The sequence below is a fragment of the Streptomyces seoulensis genome (assembly GCF_022846655.1).
In the GTDB taxonomy this organism is placed as follows: domain Bacteria; phylum Actinomycetota; class Actinomycetes; order Streptomycetales; family Streptomycetaceae; genus Streptomyces.
The window spans coordinates 2818936-2834699 of record NZ_AP025667.1; the positions used below are offsets into that span (position 1 = coordinate 2818936).

At 73.4% G+C, this 15764-nt stretch carries 15 protein-coding genes and 1 pseudogene; 9 read left to right on the top strand and 7 right to left on the bottom strand.

Annotated elements, in window-relative coordinates; genetic code table 11:
* Positions 1-7: 7 nt before the first annotated feature.
* Positions 8-2026, bottom strand: coding sequence for an NPCBM/NEW2 domain-containing protein (locus HEK131_RS13025; RefSeq protein ID WP_244335129.1), 2019 nt, complete (start codon positions 2024-2026; stop codon positions 8-10).
* A gap of 173 nt (positions 2027-2199) precedes the next feature.
* Between HEK131_RS13025 and HEK131_RS13030 the strand changes: the two genes are divergently transcribed.
* A complete protein-coding gene (locus HEK131_RS13030) occupies positions 2200-2388 on the top strand; it encodes a hypothetical protein (protein WP_031180355.1) in 189 nt (62 codons plus the stop codon).
* Positions 2389-2530: 142 nt separating this feature from the next.
* Positions 2531-3574 (top strand): NUDIX hydrolase, encoded by a 1044-nt coding sequence (locus HEK131_RS13035; RefSeq protein ID WP_244335131.1) that lies wholly within the window; start codon positions 2531-2533, stop codon positions 3572-3574.
* A gap of 58 nt (positions 3575-3632) precedes the next feature.
* Here the strand turns inward: HEK131_RS13035 and HEK131_RS13040 are convergent, their stop codons facing one another.
* Positions 3633-4988 (bottom strand): dipeptidase, encoded by a 1356-nt coding sequence (locus HEK131_RS13040; RefSeq protein ID WP_244335133.1) that lies wholly within the window; start codon positions 4986-4988, stop codon positions 3633-3635.
* A 170-nt stretch (positions 4989-5158) separates the two neighbouring features.
* On the opposite strand from HEK131_RS13040, the gene HEK131_RS13045 reads away from it, so the two are divergent.
* Positions 5159-6433 carry a geranylgeranyl reductase family protein gene (locus tag HEK131_RS13045; protein WP_244335135.1) on the top strand — a complete coding sequence of 425 codons (1275 nt, stop codon included), beginning with the start codon at positions 5159-5161 and terminating at the stop codon, positions 6431-6433.
* 6 nt (positions 6434-6439) lie between these two features.
* On the opposite strand, the gene HEK131_RS13050 is transcribed toward HEK131_RS13045, so the two are convergent.
* Entirely contained in the window at positions 6440-6901 is a 462-nt protein-coding gene (locus HEK131_RS13050) for a nitroreductase family deazaflavin-dependent oxidoreductase (RefSeq protein ID WP_217464063.1), read from the bottom strand.
* Positions 6902-7030: 129 nt separating this feature from the next.
* Here HEK131_RS13050 and HEK131_RS13055 point away from each other — a divergent pair, with 129 nt between their 5' ends.
* Complete coding sequence (locus HEK131_RS13055; protein WP_217464064.1) at positions 7031-7723, top strand: TetR/AcrR family transcriptional regulator; 693 nt, start codon at positions 7031-7033, stop codon at positions 7721-7723.
* A gap of 11 nt (positions 7724-7734) precedes the next feature.
* Here HEK131_RS13055 and HEK131_RS13060 read toward each other — a convergent pair whose 3' ends face one another.
* Positions 7735-8514, bottom strand: a complete 780-nt coding sequence (locus HEK131_RS13060) for a DeoR/GlpR family DNA-binding transcription regulator (RefSeq protein WP_244335137.1) — start codon at positions 8512-8514, stop codon at positions 7735-7737.
* Positions 8515-8638: 124 nt separating this feature from the next.
* On the opposite strand from HEK131_RS13060, the gene HEK131_RS13065 reads away from it, so the two are divergent.
* Together HEK131_RS13065 and HEK131_RS13070 are read left to right on the top strand one after the other, a co-directional pair.
* A complete protein-coding gene (locus HEK131_RS13065; protein ID WP_244335139.1) occupies positions 8639-9520 on the top strand; it encodes an SIS domain-containing protein in 882 nt (293 codons plus the stop codon).
* Positions 9521-9540: 20 nt separating this feature from the next.
* A complete protein-coding gene (locus HEK131_RS13070; RefSeq protein WP_244335141.1) occupies positions 9541-10410 on the top strand; it encodes a class II fructose-bisphosphate aldolase in 870 nt (289 codons plus the stop codon).
* Here the strand turns inward: HEK131_RS13070 and HEK131_RS13075 are convergent.
* A complete protein-coding gene (locus tag HEK131_RS13075) occupies positions 10397-11533 on the bottom strand; it encodes a methyltransferase (protein ID WP_244452000.1) in 1137 nt (378 codons plus the stop codon). The two genes, HEK131_RS13070 and HEK131_RS13075, sit on opposite strands and share 14 nt — an antisense overlap.
* Positions 11534-11611: 78 nt before the next feature.
* On the opposite strand from HEK131_RS13075, the gene HEK131_RS13080 reads away from it, so the two are divergent.
* The 3 genes from HEK131_RS13080 to HEK131_RS13090 all read left to right on the top strand — a co-directional run bounded on the left by HEK131_RS13080 (position 11612) and on the right by HEK131_RS13090 (position 14299).
* The gene (locus HEK131_RS13080; protein WP_244335142.1) at positions 11612-12277 is read left to right on the top strand and encodes an alpha-ketoglutarate-dependent dioxygenase AlkB family protein; all 666 of its coding nucleotides are present in this window, start codon (positions 11612-11614) and stop codon (positions 12275-12277) included.
* 61 nt (positions 12278-12338) lie between these two features.
* Positions 12339-13577, top strand: a complete 1239-nt coding sequence (locus HEK131_RS13085) for an ROK family protein (protein WP_244335143.1) — start codon at positions 12339-12341, stop codon at positions 13575-13577.
* Positions 13574-14299 (top strand): NUDIX hydrolase, encoded by a 726-nt coding sequence (locus HEK131_RS13090; RefSeq protein WP_244335145.1) that lies wholly within the window; start codon positions 13574-13576, stop codon positions 14297-14299. Before HEK131_RS13085 ends, HEK131_RS13090 begins: the two co-directional genes overlap by 4 nt.
* A gap of 359 nt (positions 14300-14658) precedes the next feature.
* Here HEK131_RS13090 and HEK131_RS30290 read toward each other — a convergent pair.
* A pseudogene (locus tag HEK131_RS30290) lies at positions 14659-15099 on the bottom strand (ATP-binding protein); the annotation flags it as partial.
* A gap of 208 nt (positions 15100-15307) precedes the next feature.
* Positions 15308-15631: a hypothetical protein gene (locus tag HEK131_RS13100; RefSeq protein ID WP_217464072.1), complete on the bottom strand. Its 324-nt coding sequence runs from the start codon at positions 15629-15631 to the stop codon at positions 15308-15310.
* Between the last annotated feature and the right edge of the window lie 133 nt (positions 15632-15764).

Sequence of the window (15764 nt, forward strand, 5' to 3'; positions counted from 1 at the left end):
CGTGCTTTCAGCAACTCAGGCGGGCGTCCGCCCAGTCGGCGTGGTCGGAGTCGACGCCGTCGCCGCCGTCGGTGACGACCAGTCGCACCACGCGCGCGCCGCTGACGTCGGCGGTGAGCGGCTGGGCGGCCTGAGCGTTGGTCAGCACGCCCGTCGAGGCCGCCTTCACCCCGTCCGCCCAGATCTCGAAGGCCACGCTGCCCTTCGTGCCCTTCTCGTCGTCCACGCCCACCTGGGCGGTGACCTTCGTGCAGCGCCGCCCCGCGTAGTACGCGACCTCGCCGGCGGCATGCACCCCGAGCCCCTTGGCGTACACCGTCGAGCCGAGGGTGAGCGGGCCGCCGTCGCCCGCCGCGCTCTCCCCGTTGCTGGTGTCACGCTCCACCGGCCCCCACCCGTTGGCCGCGGACAGCCAGGGCAGATCGCTCAGGTACGAGACCCCGGACGGCGGCGGCACCACCACGGACGCGGTCACCGGGAGGTCGGTGGAGACCCGCTCTCCGGCGGGGGAGCGGTACCGGACGCGCAGGGAGAGGTCGTACGCCCCCGTGGCCGTCCCCGGCGGTGCCGTCACCCGCCAACGGGTGCGCAGGGACGCCCCGGTGGACAGGCCGGCCGTCGTCGCCGGGGAAAGGGCGCGTACGGTCCAGCCGTCGGGGCCGGTCAGCGCGGCCGTGACCTCGCGGGCCGGGGTGCGGCCCAGGTCGGTGACGGTCGTGGTGAGCGTGGCCGGGGTGTCCCGCTCGATGAACGGGGCTTCGTCCAGGCCGGTTTGGACGGCGGGCGGGTGCTCGGCCCAGCGGCCGTCGGCCGAGACCCGGAGCAGGACCGTGCCGTGGGCCGGGACGGTGGCGGCGATGGTGCCGGCCGTGTTGGTGTCCCGGTGCTGCCACAGGTCCCGCTGGCTGTAGCCGGCGGCGCGGGGCAGGCCCACGGCGGCGGCGCTGGTGGCGACGCGCTGGGCGGTCCCGGACTCGTTGAACAGGGCGACCGCGCGGCTGCCGTCCGCCATCTCCTTGGACACCACCCAGCGACCGCCCTCACTGGAGACGACCGTGCCCTGCCGGCCCAGCGGGTCCTGGTCGACCGCGATGACCTCCTTGTTGCCCAGGATGTCCAGGGTGGCGGGGGAGGCGGTGCGCAGGTCGGTGCCGATGAGCAGCGGGGCGGCCATGACCGCCCAGAGCGAGAAGTGGGAACGGTACTCGGTGTCCGTCATCCCGCCGTTGCCGACCTCCAGCATGTCGGGGTCGTTCCAGTGACCGGGACCGGCGTACGGGGCCAGCGGCAGGTTCTGCTTGAGGATGGAGAGCATCGAGCCCCAGTTGTCGCTGATGTCCCCGGTGGTGCGCCAGAGCTGGCCGACGTCGGAGGCCCACTCCCAGGGCTTGTTCTCGCCCCATTCGCAGATGCTGTAGACGATGGGGCGTCCGGTGGCCTTCAGGGCGTCGCGCATGGCACGGTAGCGCTGCCGGGCGTCGACACCCTGGTTGTTGCAGTTGTCGTACTTCAGGTAGTCCACGCCCCAGTCGGCGAACTGCCGGGCGTCGCTCTCCTCGTGGCCGAGCGCGCCGGGGAAGCCGGTGTTGTCGCAGGTCTTGGTCCCGGCGCTGGTGTAGATGCCGAGCTTGAGACCCTTGGCGTGGACGTAGTCCGCGACCGCCGAGATGCCGTGCGGGAAGCGGGCGGGGTCCGGCACCAGCTTGCCGTCGGCGTCCCGCTGGGGGAGCGCCCAGCAGTCGTCGAGGTTGACGTACTGGTACCCGGCGTCCTTGAGCCCCTCGGACACGAAGAGGTCGGCGATGCCCTTGACCATGTCCTCGTCGAACTCGGCGCGGCAGTGCGTGGAGTTCCAGTTGTTGAACCCCATGGGCGGGGTGAGGGCCTGCCCCTCGGCAGGGGCTCGGGGAGGCGCGGCGGTGGCCGCCGGGGCGGCGAGACCGCCCGCGCTCAGCAGGGCCGCCAGGAGTGTGGCGGCGGTTCTGGTGCGGTGCTTGCGAGACGTGCGGGGGTGAGGGTGACGCATGGTCGACGTTCCTCCGGCTCGCGGTGGACAGGGGCGGGCACCGGTGCGCGATTACGGTAGGACGTGTCCGAGTCTGTTGGAAGAGGTGGGACGCATGCGTTCGATCCTGTTGGTTCGGCTGGCCGGAATTCGTCCAGCGTGACCCTCCGGCCGGTCCGGCAGTTGATCACGGCATGAAGAAGCGCAGCATGCTCGCCATCGCCAGCCTCGCCACCGGATTCGTGGTGGCCGCCCTCACCCCGTCCCACGCCGCGGAGAACGCCGGCCTGAGCGACCTCAAGGTGGACGACACCCTGAGCACCGTCGACCACATCGTGAGCCAGGACAGCTTCGACGTGGACGAGGGCGCGCTCGGCCAGTAACGGCCGGAAGCGACCGTCCACGCGGTGCCGGGACCCCTGCCCCAGGGGCCCCGGCACCCGCCTGTGCGCCCTCAACTGCGCGTGGTTTCCGTGGCAGGGTGGAACGGGCAAGCCCCAGGGGGCCAACAGAAGAGGGGGAACCGTGACCGTCGTCTGGATCAACGGCGCGTTCGGTGCGGGCAAGACCACCACCGCACGGGAACTGATCGAACTGATCCCGAACAGCACGCTCTTCGACCCCGAGCTGATCGGCGCGGCGCTCTCGCGCATGCTTCCGGCCAAGCGCCTCGCCGAGGTCGACGACTTCCAGGACCTGCCGATCTGGCGCCGGCTGGTGATCGACACCGCGGCCGCGATGCTCGCCGAGCTGGGCGGGACCCTGGTGGTCCCCATGACCCTGCTGCGCCAGGAGTACCGCGACGAGATCTTCGGCGGTCTCGCCGCCCGCCGGATCTCCGTACGCCATCTGCTGCTCGCCCCGGCCGAAACGATTTTGCGCCAGCGCATAGCCGAACGGGAGCTCCCGCCGGACGTGCCCGACGCCGAAATACGTGTACGGCAGTGGGCGTACGACCACATCGAGCCCTACCGCGCCGCCCTCGCCTCCTGGCTCACCGCCGACGCGTACCCGGTCGACACCGGCCCTCTCACCCCGTACCAGAGCGCCGTCCGCATCACCGAGGCCGTGGGCGGCGGTGCCGCCCGGCCCTGCGAGATCGTGCAGACCCCCGAACCGGCCGGCGAGACCCTGGCCGCCGGGGTGCTGCTCTTCGACGCGGAGGACCGGGTGCTGCTGGTCGACCCGACCTACAAGCCGGGGTGGGAGTTCCCCGGCGGGGTGGTCGAGCGAGGGGAGGCCCCGGCCCGCGCCGGGATGCGGGAGGTCGCCGAGGAGGTCGGGATACGGCTCCGGGAGGTGCCCCGGCTGCTCGTGGTCGACTGGGAGCGCCCCGACCCGCCCGGCTACGGCGGACTCCGCCTCCTCTTCGACGGCGGCCGCCTCGCCCCCGACGAAGCGGCCCGAGTGCTCCTGCCCGGCCCGGAGCTGCGCGCCTGGCGCTTCGCCACCGAACGCGAGGCCGCCACCATGCTCCCCCCGGTCCGCTACGAACGCCTCCGCTGGGCCCTCAGAGCCCGCGAACGCGGCGCGGCGCTGTATCTGGAGGCGGGCATCCCGGTCGGCTGAGGTCTGGCAGACGATGGCGCGCCCACCCCCGTGCGCGGGCGCGCCATCGCCAACTAGGTCAGTTCGCCGCGTAGTTGCCCAGGAAGAGGGCCTCCGCCACCGAGAGGCGCTCCAACTCCTCGGGGGAGACGCTCTCGTTGACCGCGTGGATCTGGGCCTCCGGCTCGCTCAGGCCGATGAGCAGGATCTCGGCCTCGGGGTAGAGAGCGGCGAGGGTGTTGCACAGGGGGATCGAGCCGCCCTGGCCCGCGTACTGCATGGTCTCGCCGGGGTAGGCGACGGCCATCGCGTCGGCCATCGCCTGGTAGGCGGGGCTCGTGGTGTCGGCGCGGAACGGCTGGCCCTGGCCGATCTGCTCGGTGCTCACCCGCGCGCCCCACGGCGTGTGGGCCTCCAGGTGGGCGACGAGCAGCTTGGTCGCCTCGGCGGCGTCCACGCCCGGCGGCACCCGGAGGCTGATCTGCGCGCGGGCGCTGGACTGCACGGACGGGGTGGCGCCCACGACCGGCGGGCAGTCGATGCCGATGACCGTCACCGCGGGACGCGCCCACAGCCGGTCGGCCACCGCGCCGTCACCGATCAGCCCGACGCCGTCCAGCACCTTGGCGTCCGAGCGGAACTGCTCCTCGCCGTACTCGAGACCCTCCCAGCGGGCGTCGGCCGCGAGGCCGTCCACGGTGGTCGAACCGTCCTCGGCGCGCAGCGAGTCCAGGAGGCGGATCAGCGCGGCGAGCGCGTCCGGGGCGGCGCCGCCGAACTGGCCCGAGTGCAGGTTCCCGGCCAGGGTGTCGACCTGGACCCGGAGCATCGTCATGCCCCGCAGGGTGGTGGTCGCCGTCGGCAGGCCCACCCGGAAGTTGCCCGTGTCGCCGATCACGATGGTGTCCGCCGTCAGCAGCTCCGGGTGCGCTTCCGCGTACCGCTCCAGGCCGCCCGTGCCCTGCTCCTCGGAGCCCTCGGCGATGACCTTGACGTTGACCGGCACCCCGCCGTTCGCCTTGAGCGCGCGCAGCGCCAGCAGGTGCATGATCAGGCCGCCCTTGCAGTCGGCCGCGCCGCGCCCGTACCAGCGGCCGTCGCGCTCGGTCAGCTCGAAGGGGGGAGTGGTCCAGCCGGCCTCGTCCAGCGGCGGCTGCACGTCGTAGTGGGCGTAGAGCAGGACGGTCTTCGCGCCCTCGGGGCCGGGCAGGTAGCCGTACACCGACTGGGTGCCGTCCGGGGTGTCCAGGAGTGCCACGTCGGTGAAGCCCTCGGCGGTGAGCGCGTCGACGATCCAGTTCGCGGCGCCCTCGCTCTCGCTCCTCGGGAACTGCTCGAAGTCCGCCACCGACTTGAAGGCGACCAGCTCGGTGAGCTCCGCCTTGGCGCGGGGCATCAGCGAGGCGACGGTCTCGGCGACCGGATTCGACGACATGGGCACGGCTCCTCGTGGGCTACGACGTTGAACTGCTGGAATACACCGATCCTCCCACAGCGGCCCGAGCCGGGTACCGGCCGTAGGATGCGTGGGAGATGGGGGTCCCCCGCCCCGTGGCATCGTGCACCGGGGGAGCGGCAGCGGCTTGATCGGAGCGGTAGACCATCGTGAGCGGCGAGAACACTTCGGCGGAGGATGAGCGGCGGGTCTGGGACGTCGTCGTGGTCGGCGCGGGACCCGCGGGCGCATCGGCCGCCTATGCGGCGGCCGTCGCGGGCCGCCGGGTGCTGATGCTGGAGAAGGCGGAACTGCCGCGCTACAAGACGTGCGGCGGCGGCATCATCGGCCCCTCCCGCGACGCGCTCCCGCCCGGCTTCGAACTCCCCTTCCGGGACCGGGTACACGCGGTGACCTTCTCCCACAACGGCCGATTCAACCGGACCCGGCGCTCCCGGCAGATGCTGTTCGGGCTGATCAACCGGCCCGAGTTCGACCAGCGGCTGGTGGAGCACGCGCAGAAGGCGGGCGCCGAGCTGCGCACCGGCGTGACCGTGCAGCGCGTGGAGCAGCACGGCTCGGCGGTCCCCGACCGGCGCACCGTCGCCGTGGTCCTCCAGGGCGGCGAGACGGTACTGGCCCACGCGGTCGTCGGCGCCGACGGCAGCGCCAGCCGCATAGGGGCCCATGTCGGGGTCAAGCTGGACCAGGTCGACCTCGGTCTCGAGGCCGAGATCCCGGTGCCGGACACCGTCGCCGAGGACTGGAAGGGACGCGTCCTCATCGACTGGGGCCCGCTGCCGGGCAGTTACGGCTGGGTCTTCCCCAAGGGCGACACACTCACGGTCGGGGTCATCTCCGCGCGCGGTGAAGGCGCCGCCACCAAGCGGTACCTGGAGGACTTCATCGCCCGGCTGGGCCTCGCCGGCTTCGAACCGAGCATCTCGTCGGGGCACTTGACCCGCTGCCGCGCCGAGGACTCCCCGCTCTCCCGCGGCCGGGTGCTGGTCTGCGGCGACGCGGCCGGACTGCTGGAGCCGTGGACCCGTGAGGGCATCTCCTTCGCGCTGCGCTCCGGGCGCCTCGCGGGGGAGTGGGCGGTGCGGATCGCCGAGGCCCACGACGCCGTCGACACCCGCAGGCAGGCCCTGAACTACGCCTTCGCCATCAAGGCGGGGCTCGGGGTGGAGATGAGCGTCGGCAAGCGGCTGCTGGCCGCCTTCGAGCGCCGCCCCGGTGTCTTCCACGCCGGGATCACCGGATTCCGGCCCGCGTGGAAGGCGTTCCGGGACATCACCACCGGCGCGACGACGCTCGGCGAGATGGTCAGGTCCCGGCCGCTCGCCCAGCGCACGCTGGCCGCGCTGGACCGGGGGCGTACCGCGCCGGAGGTCCAGGCGGAGCAGCCGGAGCAGCCCGAGCAGGGGGACACCGTCAGTCCATGACGGTGATCACCGTCGGTCCGCGACGGTGATCCGGAACACCGGGTGGTCGGAGGCGGCCGCGAGGATCTCCGTGTCGGAGGAACTCGCGGTCACCCCGGCGAAGAACTTGTCGACCTGCCAGCCCCAGCGCTCCAGGTAGGTCCGCAGGACCGGGAGCTTCTCGTCGTCGGGAAGCTCCACCGCGGTGAACGCGCGCACCCTGCGGCCGACCCGCAGCTCGCCGCCGTTCGCCGCCCGCATGTTGCGCACCCACTGGGAGTGGCCGCGCGCCGAGACCAGGTACTGCGCGCCCTCATAGGTGTGCGGGTTGACCGGGATGCGCTGCATCTCGCCGCTCTTGCGGCCGCGTACCGACAGCTCCGCGCTGCCCGCGAGGCTGACCCCGAGGCGCGCGAGCTTGCCGACGAGCCCGTTGAACCACGTGCCCAGCGGGCCCGCCTTCAGGTAATACGGCGCGGACGACGACATGACGACCCCCAGTGATCCGGGAGAGCGGTGCTCTCGCTTCGGGTTCCAGTGTGCCGAGATCGGTGCTCTCGCGCAAGAGCAGTGCTCTGCTTTGTGTGCACTGCTCCGATGCATGGCACACTGGCCCGCATGAGCACCGCAGAGGGCGCCCGCGCGCGGGCCAGGACCGAGGTCACCGCGGCCATCAAGGACGAGGCCCGCAGGCAGCTCGCCGCCGAGGGTGCCGCCAAGCTCTCGCTGCGCGCCGTCGCCCGCGAGCTGGGCATGGTGTCGTCCGCGCTGTACCGGTATTTCCCGAGCCGCGACGACCTGCTGACCGCGCTGATCATCGACGCCTACGACTCCCTCGGCGAGGCGGCCGAGAGGGCCCACCAGGACGTCCCCGAGGCGGACTTCACGCGCCGCTGGACGGCCGTGTGCGAAGCGGTGCGTGTCTGGGCGCTCGCCCACCCGCACGAGTACGCGCTCATCTACGGCTCACCCGTACCGGGCTACGCCGCGCCCGCCACCACCATCCCGTCCGCCGCGCGCGTGGCACTGCTGCTCATCGGGGTCGTCCGCGACGTCCACGAGGGTCCCGGCCTCACCGGGTTGTCACTCTCCGCCGAACTGCGCCCCGAAGCCGAGCGGATGGCGGCCGACCTCGCCCCCGGACTGCCGCCCGAGGCCGCGCCCGCCATGGTCGCGGCCTGGGCCGAGCTGTTCGGGCTGGTCGGGTTCGAGGTGTTCGGGCAGTTCACGCGGGTGGTGGAGGACCGTGAGCGCTTCTTCCGGCACGCCGCCGTCCGGCTCGGCGAAAGCGTGGGCCTGCCCGCCGCCTGACCGGGGCGGGCTCAGACGGTGAGCACCCGGACGCCCGCCTCCTCGAACCGGCGGACCGTCTCAGGCGGTACCGCGCCGTCCGTCACCAGCGTGTCCACCGGTTCCGGGCCGCAGATCCGGGCGAACGCCCGCCGCTCCAGCTTGCTGGAGTCGGCCGCGACCACCACGCGCTCCGCGCGCTCGCACAGGAGCCGGTTGACTGCCGCCTCCGACTCGTCGTGCGCCGCCGCTCCGTGCACCGGGTCGAAGGCGCCCACCCCGAGCACCGCCACGTCCAGCGTGACCGCGCCGAGCACACCGTCCGCGAGCGGGCCGACCAGCTCGAACGACTGCGGGCGCGCGACCCCGCCGGTCACCACGATCTTGAACTGGGGCCGCACGGCGAGCTCGCCCGCGATGTTGAGCGCGTTGGTGACCACGGTCAGCGCGGGGGAGCCGGCGGCCAGGTCGGCACGGACGGCCAGCGCGCGGGCCACCTCCGTGGTCGTGGTGCCACCGGTCAGTCCCACCGCCTCGCCCGGCGCCACCAGATCGGCGACCGCCGCCGCGATCCGCTGCTTCTCGGAGGCGTGCCGGGCCGTCTTGTAGCGCAGCGGCAGTTCGTACGACACCCCGTGCGCCACCGCGCCGCCCCGGGTGCGCACCAGCATCCGCTGCTCGGCGAGCCCGTCGAGATCGCGGCGGATGGTCGCCGCCGACACCGCCAGCTCCGCAGCCGCCTCCTCCACCTCCAGCCGGCCCCGCTGTGCGAGGAGTTCGAGCAGTGCCTGCCAACGGGTGTCCCGCGCCATCCGGCGTCTCCGTTCCTGTGATCTCCCGGCGACCCTAACGCACTACGATTCGCGTCCAGATGCTTGATAGTGCTCGAAAGTCGGCAGTATCTTGCATGAACGATCAGCCAGGGGAGGGTGTGGCATGAGCCATGTCGAGGACGAGCTGAGAAGCCAGCCCGAGTGCTGGGAGCGGGCGGTAAAGGAGGCGGGCCCGCATCGCGCGGCCCTGCCGGTGCCGGGGGAGCGGGTCGCGGTCGTCGGCTGCGGGACCTCGTACTTCATGGCGCAGGCCGTGGCCGCGCTGCGCGAGGACGCGGGACAGGGGGAGACGGACGCCTTCGCGGCTTCGGAGTTCCCGCGCGGCCGGTCCTACGACCGGGTCGTCGCCCTCACCCGCTCCGGCACCACCACCGAAGTGCTCGACCTGCTGGCCCGGTTGAAGGGCACGGCACGGACCACCGCGATCACCGCCGACCCCGGGACGCCCGTCAGGGATGCCGCCGACGATCTCGTGGTCCTCGACCACGCCGACGAACGCTCCGTCGTCCAGACCCGGTTCGCCACCACCGCCCTCACCCTGCTCCGCGCCCACCTGGGGCTGCACACCCCGGCCGCCGTCACCGACGCCCGCGCGGCCCTCACCACTCCGCTGCCCGAAGGGCTCGTGGAGCGACGGGAGTTCACCTTCCTCGGCCGAGGCTGGACCGTAGGACTGGCGAACGAGGCGGCGCTGAAGATGCGCGAGGCGTCCCTGTCCTGGACCGAGGCGTACCCGGCGATGGAATACCGGCACGGCCCGATCAGCATCAGCACCGGGGACACCGCCACCTGGATGTTGGGCACGGCCCCCGAAAGGCTCGCCGAACAGGTGCGCGCCACCGGCGCGTCGTGGATCGAGGGCGGCCTCGACCCGCTCGCCGAACTGGTCCGCGTCCAGCGCCTTGCCGTCGCCGTGGCCGCAGCCCGTGGACTCGACCCCGACCGGCCCCGCCACCTCACCCGCTCGGTGATCCTCACCCCCTGACGCGGAAGGGACAAGCCGCCGTGCCCCTCACCACCACCGGTGAACTGATCACCCGAGCCGCCCGACTCCGCACCGCCGTGGCCGCGTTCAACATCATCACCCTCGAACACGTCGAGGCCGTCGTCGCCGGAGCCGAGGCGGCCGGAGCGCCCGTCGTCCTCCAAGTGAGCGAGAACGCGGTCAAGTTCAGATGCGGTCACCTCCGGCCCCTCGCTCGCGCGGCCGTCTCCGCCGCCGAACAGGCAGCCGTACCCGTGGCGTTGCACCTCGACCACGTCCAGAGCGACGCCCTCCTGCGCCAGGCCCCCGACGCAGGCTTCAGCTCGGTGATGTACGACGCCGCCCGCCTGCCCTACGCCGAGAACCTCACCGCCACCCAGGCGGCCGCCGACTGGGCGCACGCCCAAGGGCTGTGGATCGAGGCGGAGTTGGGCCAGATAGGCGGCAAGGGCGGCAGGCCCCCGCTGGACGCCCACGCCCCCGGCGCCCGTACCGACCCCGCCCAGGCGAGGGACTTCGTCGCGCGGACCGGCGTCGACGCGCTCGCCGTCGCCGTAGGCAGCGCCCATGCCATGACCACCCGCACCGCAAGCCTGGACCACGCCCTGCTCAAGCGGCTCTCCGCCGGACTGGCCGTACCCCTGGTGCTGCACGGTTCCTCGGGCGTGCCGGACGACGAGCTGGTCAGGGCGGTCGAGGGCGGCATCGGCAAGGTCAACGTCGGCACCGCGCTCAACACGGCCCTCACCCGAGCCGTCCGCGCCCACCTCGGCCGGCAGCCCGAGACCGTCGACCCCCGCACCTACCTCGCCGACGGCCGGACGGCCATGGCCGACGAGGTGGCCCGGATCGTCCGCGTACTCGGGCGTGCGGGCGTCAGCCCTTCTTGACCGCCTTCAGCACCACGAACTTCGGTTCGCTCGCCACCAGTTCGCAGTTCCCGAACAGCCGCTTCAGCTTCACGTGGTAGCCCAGGTGGCGGTTGCCGATCACCCACAGCTCGCCGCCCGGCCTGAGAGCCTGCTCGGCGCCGGTGAACATCCGCCACGACGTCGCGTCGCTCGTCGCCTGGTGCGAGTGGAAGGGCGGGTTGTTCAGCACCAGGTCCACGCTGCCGGGCGCCACTCCGGCCAGCCCGTCCCCGACCCGGAACTCCGCGTGCCCCGGCACCCCGTTCGCCTTGTACGTGGCCTCCGCCGAGGCGACGGCCTGGAACGACTCGTCCACGAACAGCACCTCGGCCTCCGGGTCGGCCAGCGCCACCGCCGTGCCCACCACACCGTTGCCGCAGCCGAGGTCCACCACCCGGCGCCCGCGCGGGCCCTCCGGCAGGTGCTGGAGGAAGAACCGGGTGCCGATGTCCAGCCGGTCGGCGCAGAAGACGCCCGCGTGGTTGACCACCGGCCGCCCCGACGCCACCCCGACCCCGTCCGGCAGGGTGTACCCGTACGGCCAGGGATTCTTCGGCCGGGCGAGCGCGGGGTCCGGCGTGCAGAAGATCAGCCGTGCCTTCTGCTGCGCCAGCGAGGTGCGGGTCGGCCCGAGGATCCGCTCGAACAGCTTGAGCGTGGAGGTGTGGATCTCCTTCACCATGCCGGTGCCGATCACCACCGTCCCCGCGTGCAGGGCGGGCGCCAGCCGCAGCAACTGGTCCTCCAGCAGCGCCAGGCTCTTGGGCACGCGCACGAGCAGCACGTCCACCCGCTCCGGCACCGGGTCCTGCGTGGTCAGCAGCCGGACGGCGCCGGGACCGACGCCGGCCCGCGCGAGGTTCGCCCGCGTGGCCTCCTGGCTCAGGAAGGAGTCGGTGATCTGCGTCGGCCGGTGCGCGGCGAGGGCCGTCGCCAGCGAGCCCCAGCGGTCGCCGAGCACCACGACCTCGCCCGACAGATCCACCCCTTCCTCGGCAAGATGCCGCAGCAGATACGCGTCGGAGGCGTCCCAGGCACGCAGCCGGTCGCGAGGATCGTCGGGGAAACGGGACAGTTCGGTCTCGCCCCACGGAGTCGTCATGCGGTCGTTCATCGCCCCCCAGGCTAGCCGAGCCCCAGATCAGGACCCGTCGGCCGCCCCTGGGGCAGGATGGGGCGCATGGACGTGGAACTCTTCCCGCGGGAGCGGGCCGAAGCCGCTCCGGGCGCCGTGCACGTCCCGCACTGGCTGGACACGGAGCGGCAGCGCGCGCTGCTCACCGCATGCCGGGAGTGGGCCCGCCCGCCGGCCGGACTGCGTACCGTCCGCACCCCCGGCGGCGGCACCATGACCGCCCGGCAGGTCTGCCTCGGCTGGCACTGGTACCCGTACGCCTACGCCCGCACCGTCGTCGACGGTGACGACACGCCCGTGAAGCCCTTCCCGGCCTGGCTGGACGAGCTGGCCCGGCGCGCGGTCGCCGACGCCCTCGGCCCGGCGGCGGTCCCCGGCGACCCCTACGACATCGCCCTGATCAACTTCTACGACGGCGACGCCCGCATGGGCATGCACCGCGACGGCGACGAACGCTCCGACGCCCCGGTGGTCTCCCTGAGCCTGGGCGACACCTGCGTGTTCCGCTTCGGCAACACCGAGACCCGCACCCGTCCCTACACGGACGTGGAGCTGCGCAGCGGCGACCTCTTCGTCTTCGGCGGCCCCTCCCGCCTCGCCTTCCACGGCGTCCCGCGCGTGCTCCCCGGCACCGCACCGCCCGAGCTGGGCCTGACCGGACGGCTCAACATCACCCTACGGGTGAGCGGTCTGACGGCCCCCGCCCGCTGAGCATGTCAAATCGGTCACGGGACAGGCCACGACCGGGGCGGATCATGCGAGACTCGCCCCCATGAGCGGCATGGCGGACCCCCGGAAGCCGGGGGCAGGACCCATCTCACGGGCGCGGCTGGACCGGGGGCGCGGTGCCCTCGGCCCCGCGCTGGAGCTGGTGCACACCGGGCGCGCCCCCACCCGTGCCGTACTCACCGCCGAACTCGGCGTCACCCGCGCCACCGCCGGTGCCGTCGCCGCCGAACTGGAGGCGCTCGGCCTCATCCGGGTCGACGCCCGCCCCAGCGCCCCCGCCGGTTCCCAGGGGCGCCCCTCGCACCGCCTGGAGGTCGCCGAGAACGGCCCCGTGGCGCTGGCCGCGCAGATCCACACGGACGGCTTCCGGGCCGCCCTGGTCGGGCTCGGCGGGCGGATCGTGGCGACCACGCCCGGCTGCGAGACCGTCGACGCCGACCCGGCCAAGGTGCTGGGCGCGGTGGTCGAGGCGGGCGCCGACCTGCTGCGGGCCACGGGCCGCCGCTGCGTGGGCGCCGGGCTCGCCGTGCCCTCCGCCGTCGCCGAACCCGAGGGACTCGCCCTCAACCCGCTGCACCTGGCCTGGCCCGCCGGCGAACCGGTCCGCCGCATCTTCACCGGCCTCGTCGAGGCCGCCGGGATCACCGGCCCCGCCTTCGCGGGCAACGACATCAACCTCGCCGCCCTCGCCGAACACCGGCACGGCGCGGGCCGGGGCGCCCGGCACCTGCTGTGCGTGGCCACCGGCCACCGGGGCGTCGGCGGCGCGCTGGTGCTCGACGGCCGCCTGCACACCGGCAGTTCGGGACTCGCCCTGGAGGTCGGCCACCTCACCGTCAACCCCGAGGGCCGCGTCTGCCACTGCGGCAGCCGGGGCTGTCTGGACGTCGAGGCCGACCCGCTGGCCCTCCTCATGGAGGCGGGGCTCGAACCCGGCCCCGAGGTGTCCCTCCTCGACCAAGCCGACACCCTGCTGCGCACCCGGTACGCCGAGCCCGCCGTACGCGCCGCCGCCGAGACCCTGATCGACCGGCTCGGTCTGGGGCTGGCCGGGCTGGTCAACATCCTCAACCCCGACCGCATCATCCTGGGCGGACTGCACCGGGGTCTGCTCGCCGCCGACCCCGAGCGCCTGCGGGCCGTCGTCGCCGAGCGCAGCCTTTGGGGCCAGAGCGGGAGCGTCCCGATCCTGCCCTGCACCCTGGACCACGACAGCCTGGTCGGCGCGGCCGAACTCGCCTGGCAGCCGGTCCTCGACGACCCGCTCGCGGCCCTGCGGTGACGTCCGCCCCGGCCGAGCTGTGGGACGTCCCCCGCCTCCGCTTCGAGGAGACGCCCCCGCCCGCCCTCACCACCGGGCAGCGGACGGCGATGGACCGGCGCTGGGCGGCGGCCGTACGCGCCAACCCGGCTCTGTTCGACGGCCCGGTCGCCGCGCTCACCGGACTCGGACGCGACGACGCCGGTGGCCTGTCGGTGTCCTGGACGCGGCTGACGTACCGCTGTCGCTACCTCCGGGGGATCCCGGACGCGCCCGCCGTGTCAGGGCTGTTCGTGGCGGTGCTCCAACCCGACGGCGACGGGCGCCTGCTGGTGGGCAGGATGTCGCCCACCACCTCGGCTCCCGGCCGCTGGCAGCCACCCGGTGGAACCCTCGAACCCCCGGTCGAGGGAGCCGCGTTGGATCTCGACGTGCTACGGCGGCACGCGGCCCGTGAACTGGCCGAGGAGACCGGCTCCGACACCCCCGCCGACGACCTCGTACCGGGACCGGTGGTCCGTGACTCCCGAGGCGGTGTGGGTCTTCTCTTCACCGCCCCGCCGCGCCCCGCGCGCGAACTGCGCGAGCGGCACGCGGAATCGGCGAGCGCCGATACCGCGTCGGGCGCGAATCCCGAGTTCGACCGGGTGGAGTTGGTCGGCTCGCAGTCCGAACTTCGTTCGCTGCAAGGGCCGGTGGCGTCGTATCTGCAGTTGGCGGCGGGGCGGTTCTTCGAGGTGTAGTGCGGCACTGCCCGGTATCACGCCTGGGCGCGGTACCGGACACGTCGTGCCGCTCGTCAGCCGGGTACGGCCGACGGTGCGGGAGCGGCAGCCGCCACCACCGCCGGCTCGGGCGCGGCGTGCGCCACGGCGGGCTCCGGGGCCACGGGTGCGGGTGCCGCGTGGGTCAGGGCGGGTTCCGGGGCCGGTGCGCCGGCCGGGGAGTGGGCCACGGCGGGCTCGGGAGTCCGGGCCGGACCATGGGCCACCGCGGGCTCGGGCGCCGGTGCGTGGACCACGACCGGCTCGGGCGCGCGCGCCGGTGGCTGGACGGTGAGAGGAGGGGGTGCGGGGCGCTGTTCCGTCGTACGGACCGGCTTCGGCGCCGGGGGGAGCGGGGCCGGGGCGGCGGTCGCGGACAGCGCGAACCACACGACCTTGCCGTCCTCGCCGTCCGGCCTGGCCCCCCAGCTCTCGCTGACGGCGGCCACCATGACCAGGCCCCGTCCGCATGTGGCCAGCGGGGTTCCGTCCGCGCCCTCGGTGGCGTCGGCCACCAGGGGAAGACGTGGATCGCGGTCGCGGACCGAGACGGTGAGCCGGTCGGACCGGAACTCCAGCTCCACGGTGCACGACTTGTCGGGCCGGGCATGTCGGTGGACGTTGCTCAGCAGCTCGGTCACACCGAGCGCGGCCCGGTCTATCAACGGGTCCAGATGCCAGTAGCGCAGTTGCGCAGATACGATTCTGCGGACCTGGCCGATCCGCGACGGCAGGGCTTGGAGCTCCACCGTGCAGTGCCTGTTCGGGTAACTGATCACGGCTGCGACTCCCCGATGTGAGGTCCGGACGAACCGGAGGAACACGGAGAACAACGGAAATCCGGGAGGACGTCGGCGTCCCTGTGGCCGCCTGCCGTTCAGGCCGACGGGGCTGGTCCGCAGCGTTACCTCCGGTAAACCCAGAGTGACGTGAGATCAGCGTGCCGCAGTGCCCGCCCTCCCGCAACTCGCCACGGTGGCCCGCAGGTCAGCCACCCCGCCCGGCGGCCCGGCGCACCGCTTCGATGAACCGCCGCCCGGCAGGCGGGCCCGGCTCACCCGGAGCGGAGTCACGTTCGGTGAGCGTGAGCTGGTAGCGGTGGCCGTTCACATCGGCCTGTGCCCGGTCGTCCGTGGCGAACCACGGCTTGGAGGCCCGTACGGTCCGCACCGGCGCGCTGTCGATCTCGCTGCCCTCGCTGGTGAGCAGCTCCAGCCTGCCGTCGCTGATCCGGACCCGCCCGGCCCGCGTCAGCGAGCGCATTCCCTTGCCGATGCGCACGCCCCTCGCCGTGAACTCCGGCTCCGCCATCCCTGCACCGCCCCTCACGCGTCCCGGCCCACCGGCCCCCCGGTGCGGCGGCCGGTCCACGCGGTGCAGTCTGCCCCGGCGCGGACGGGAGCACCAGTGCGCGCGGACGGGGCGCACGTGGCGCCGCGGTACT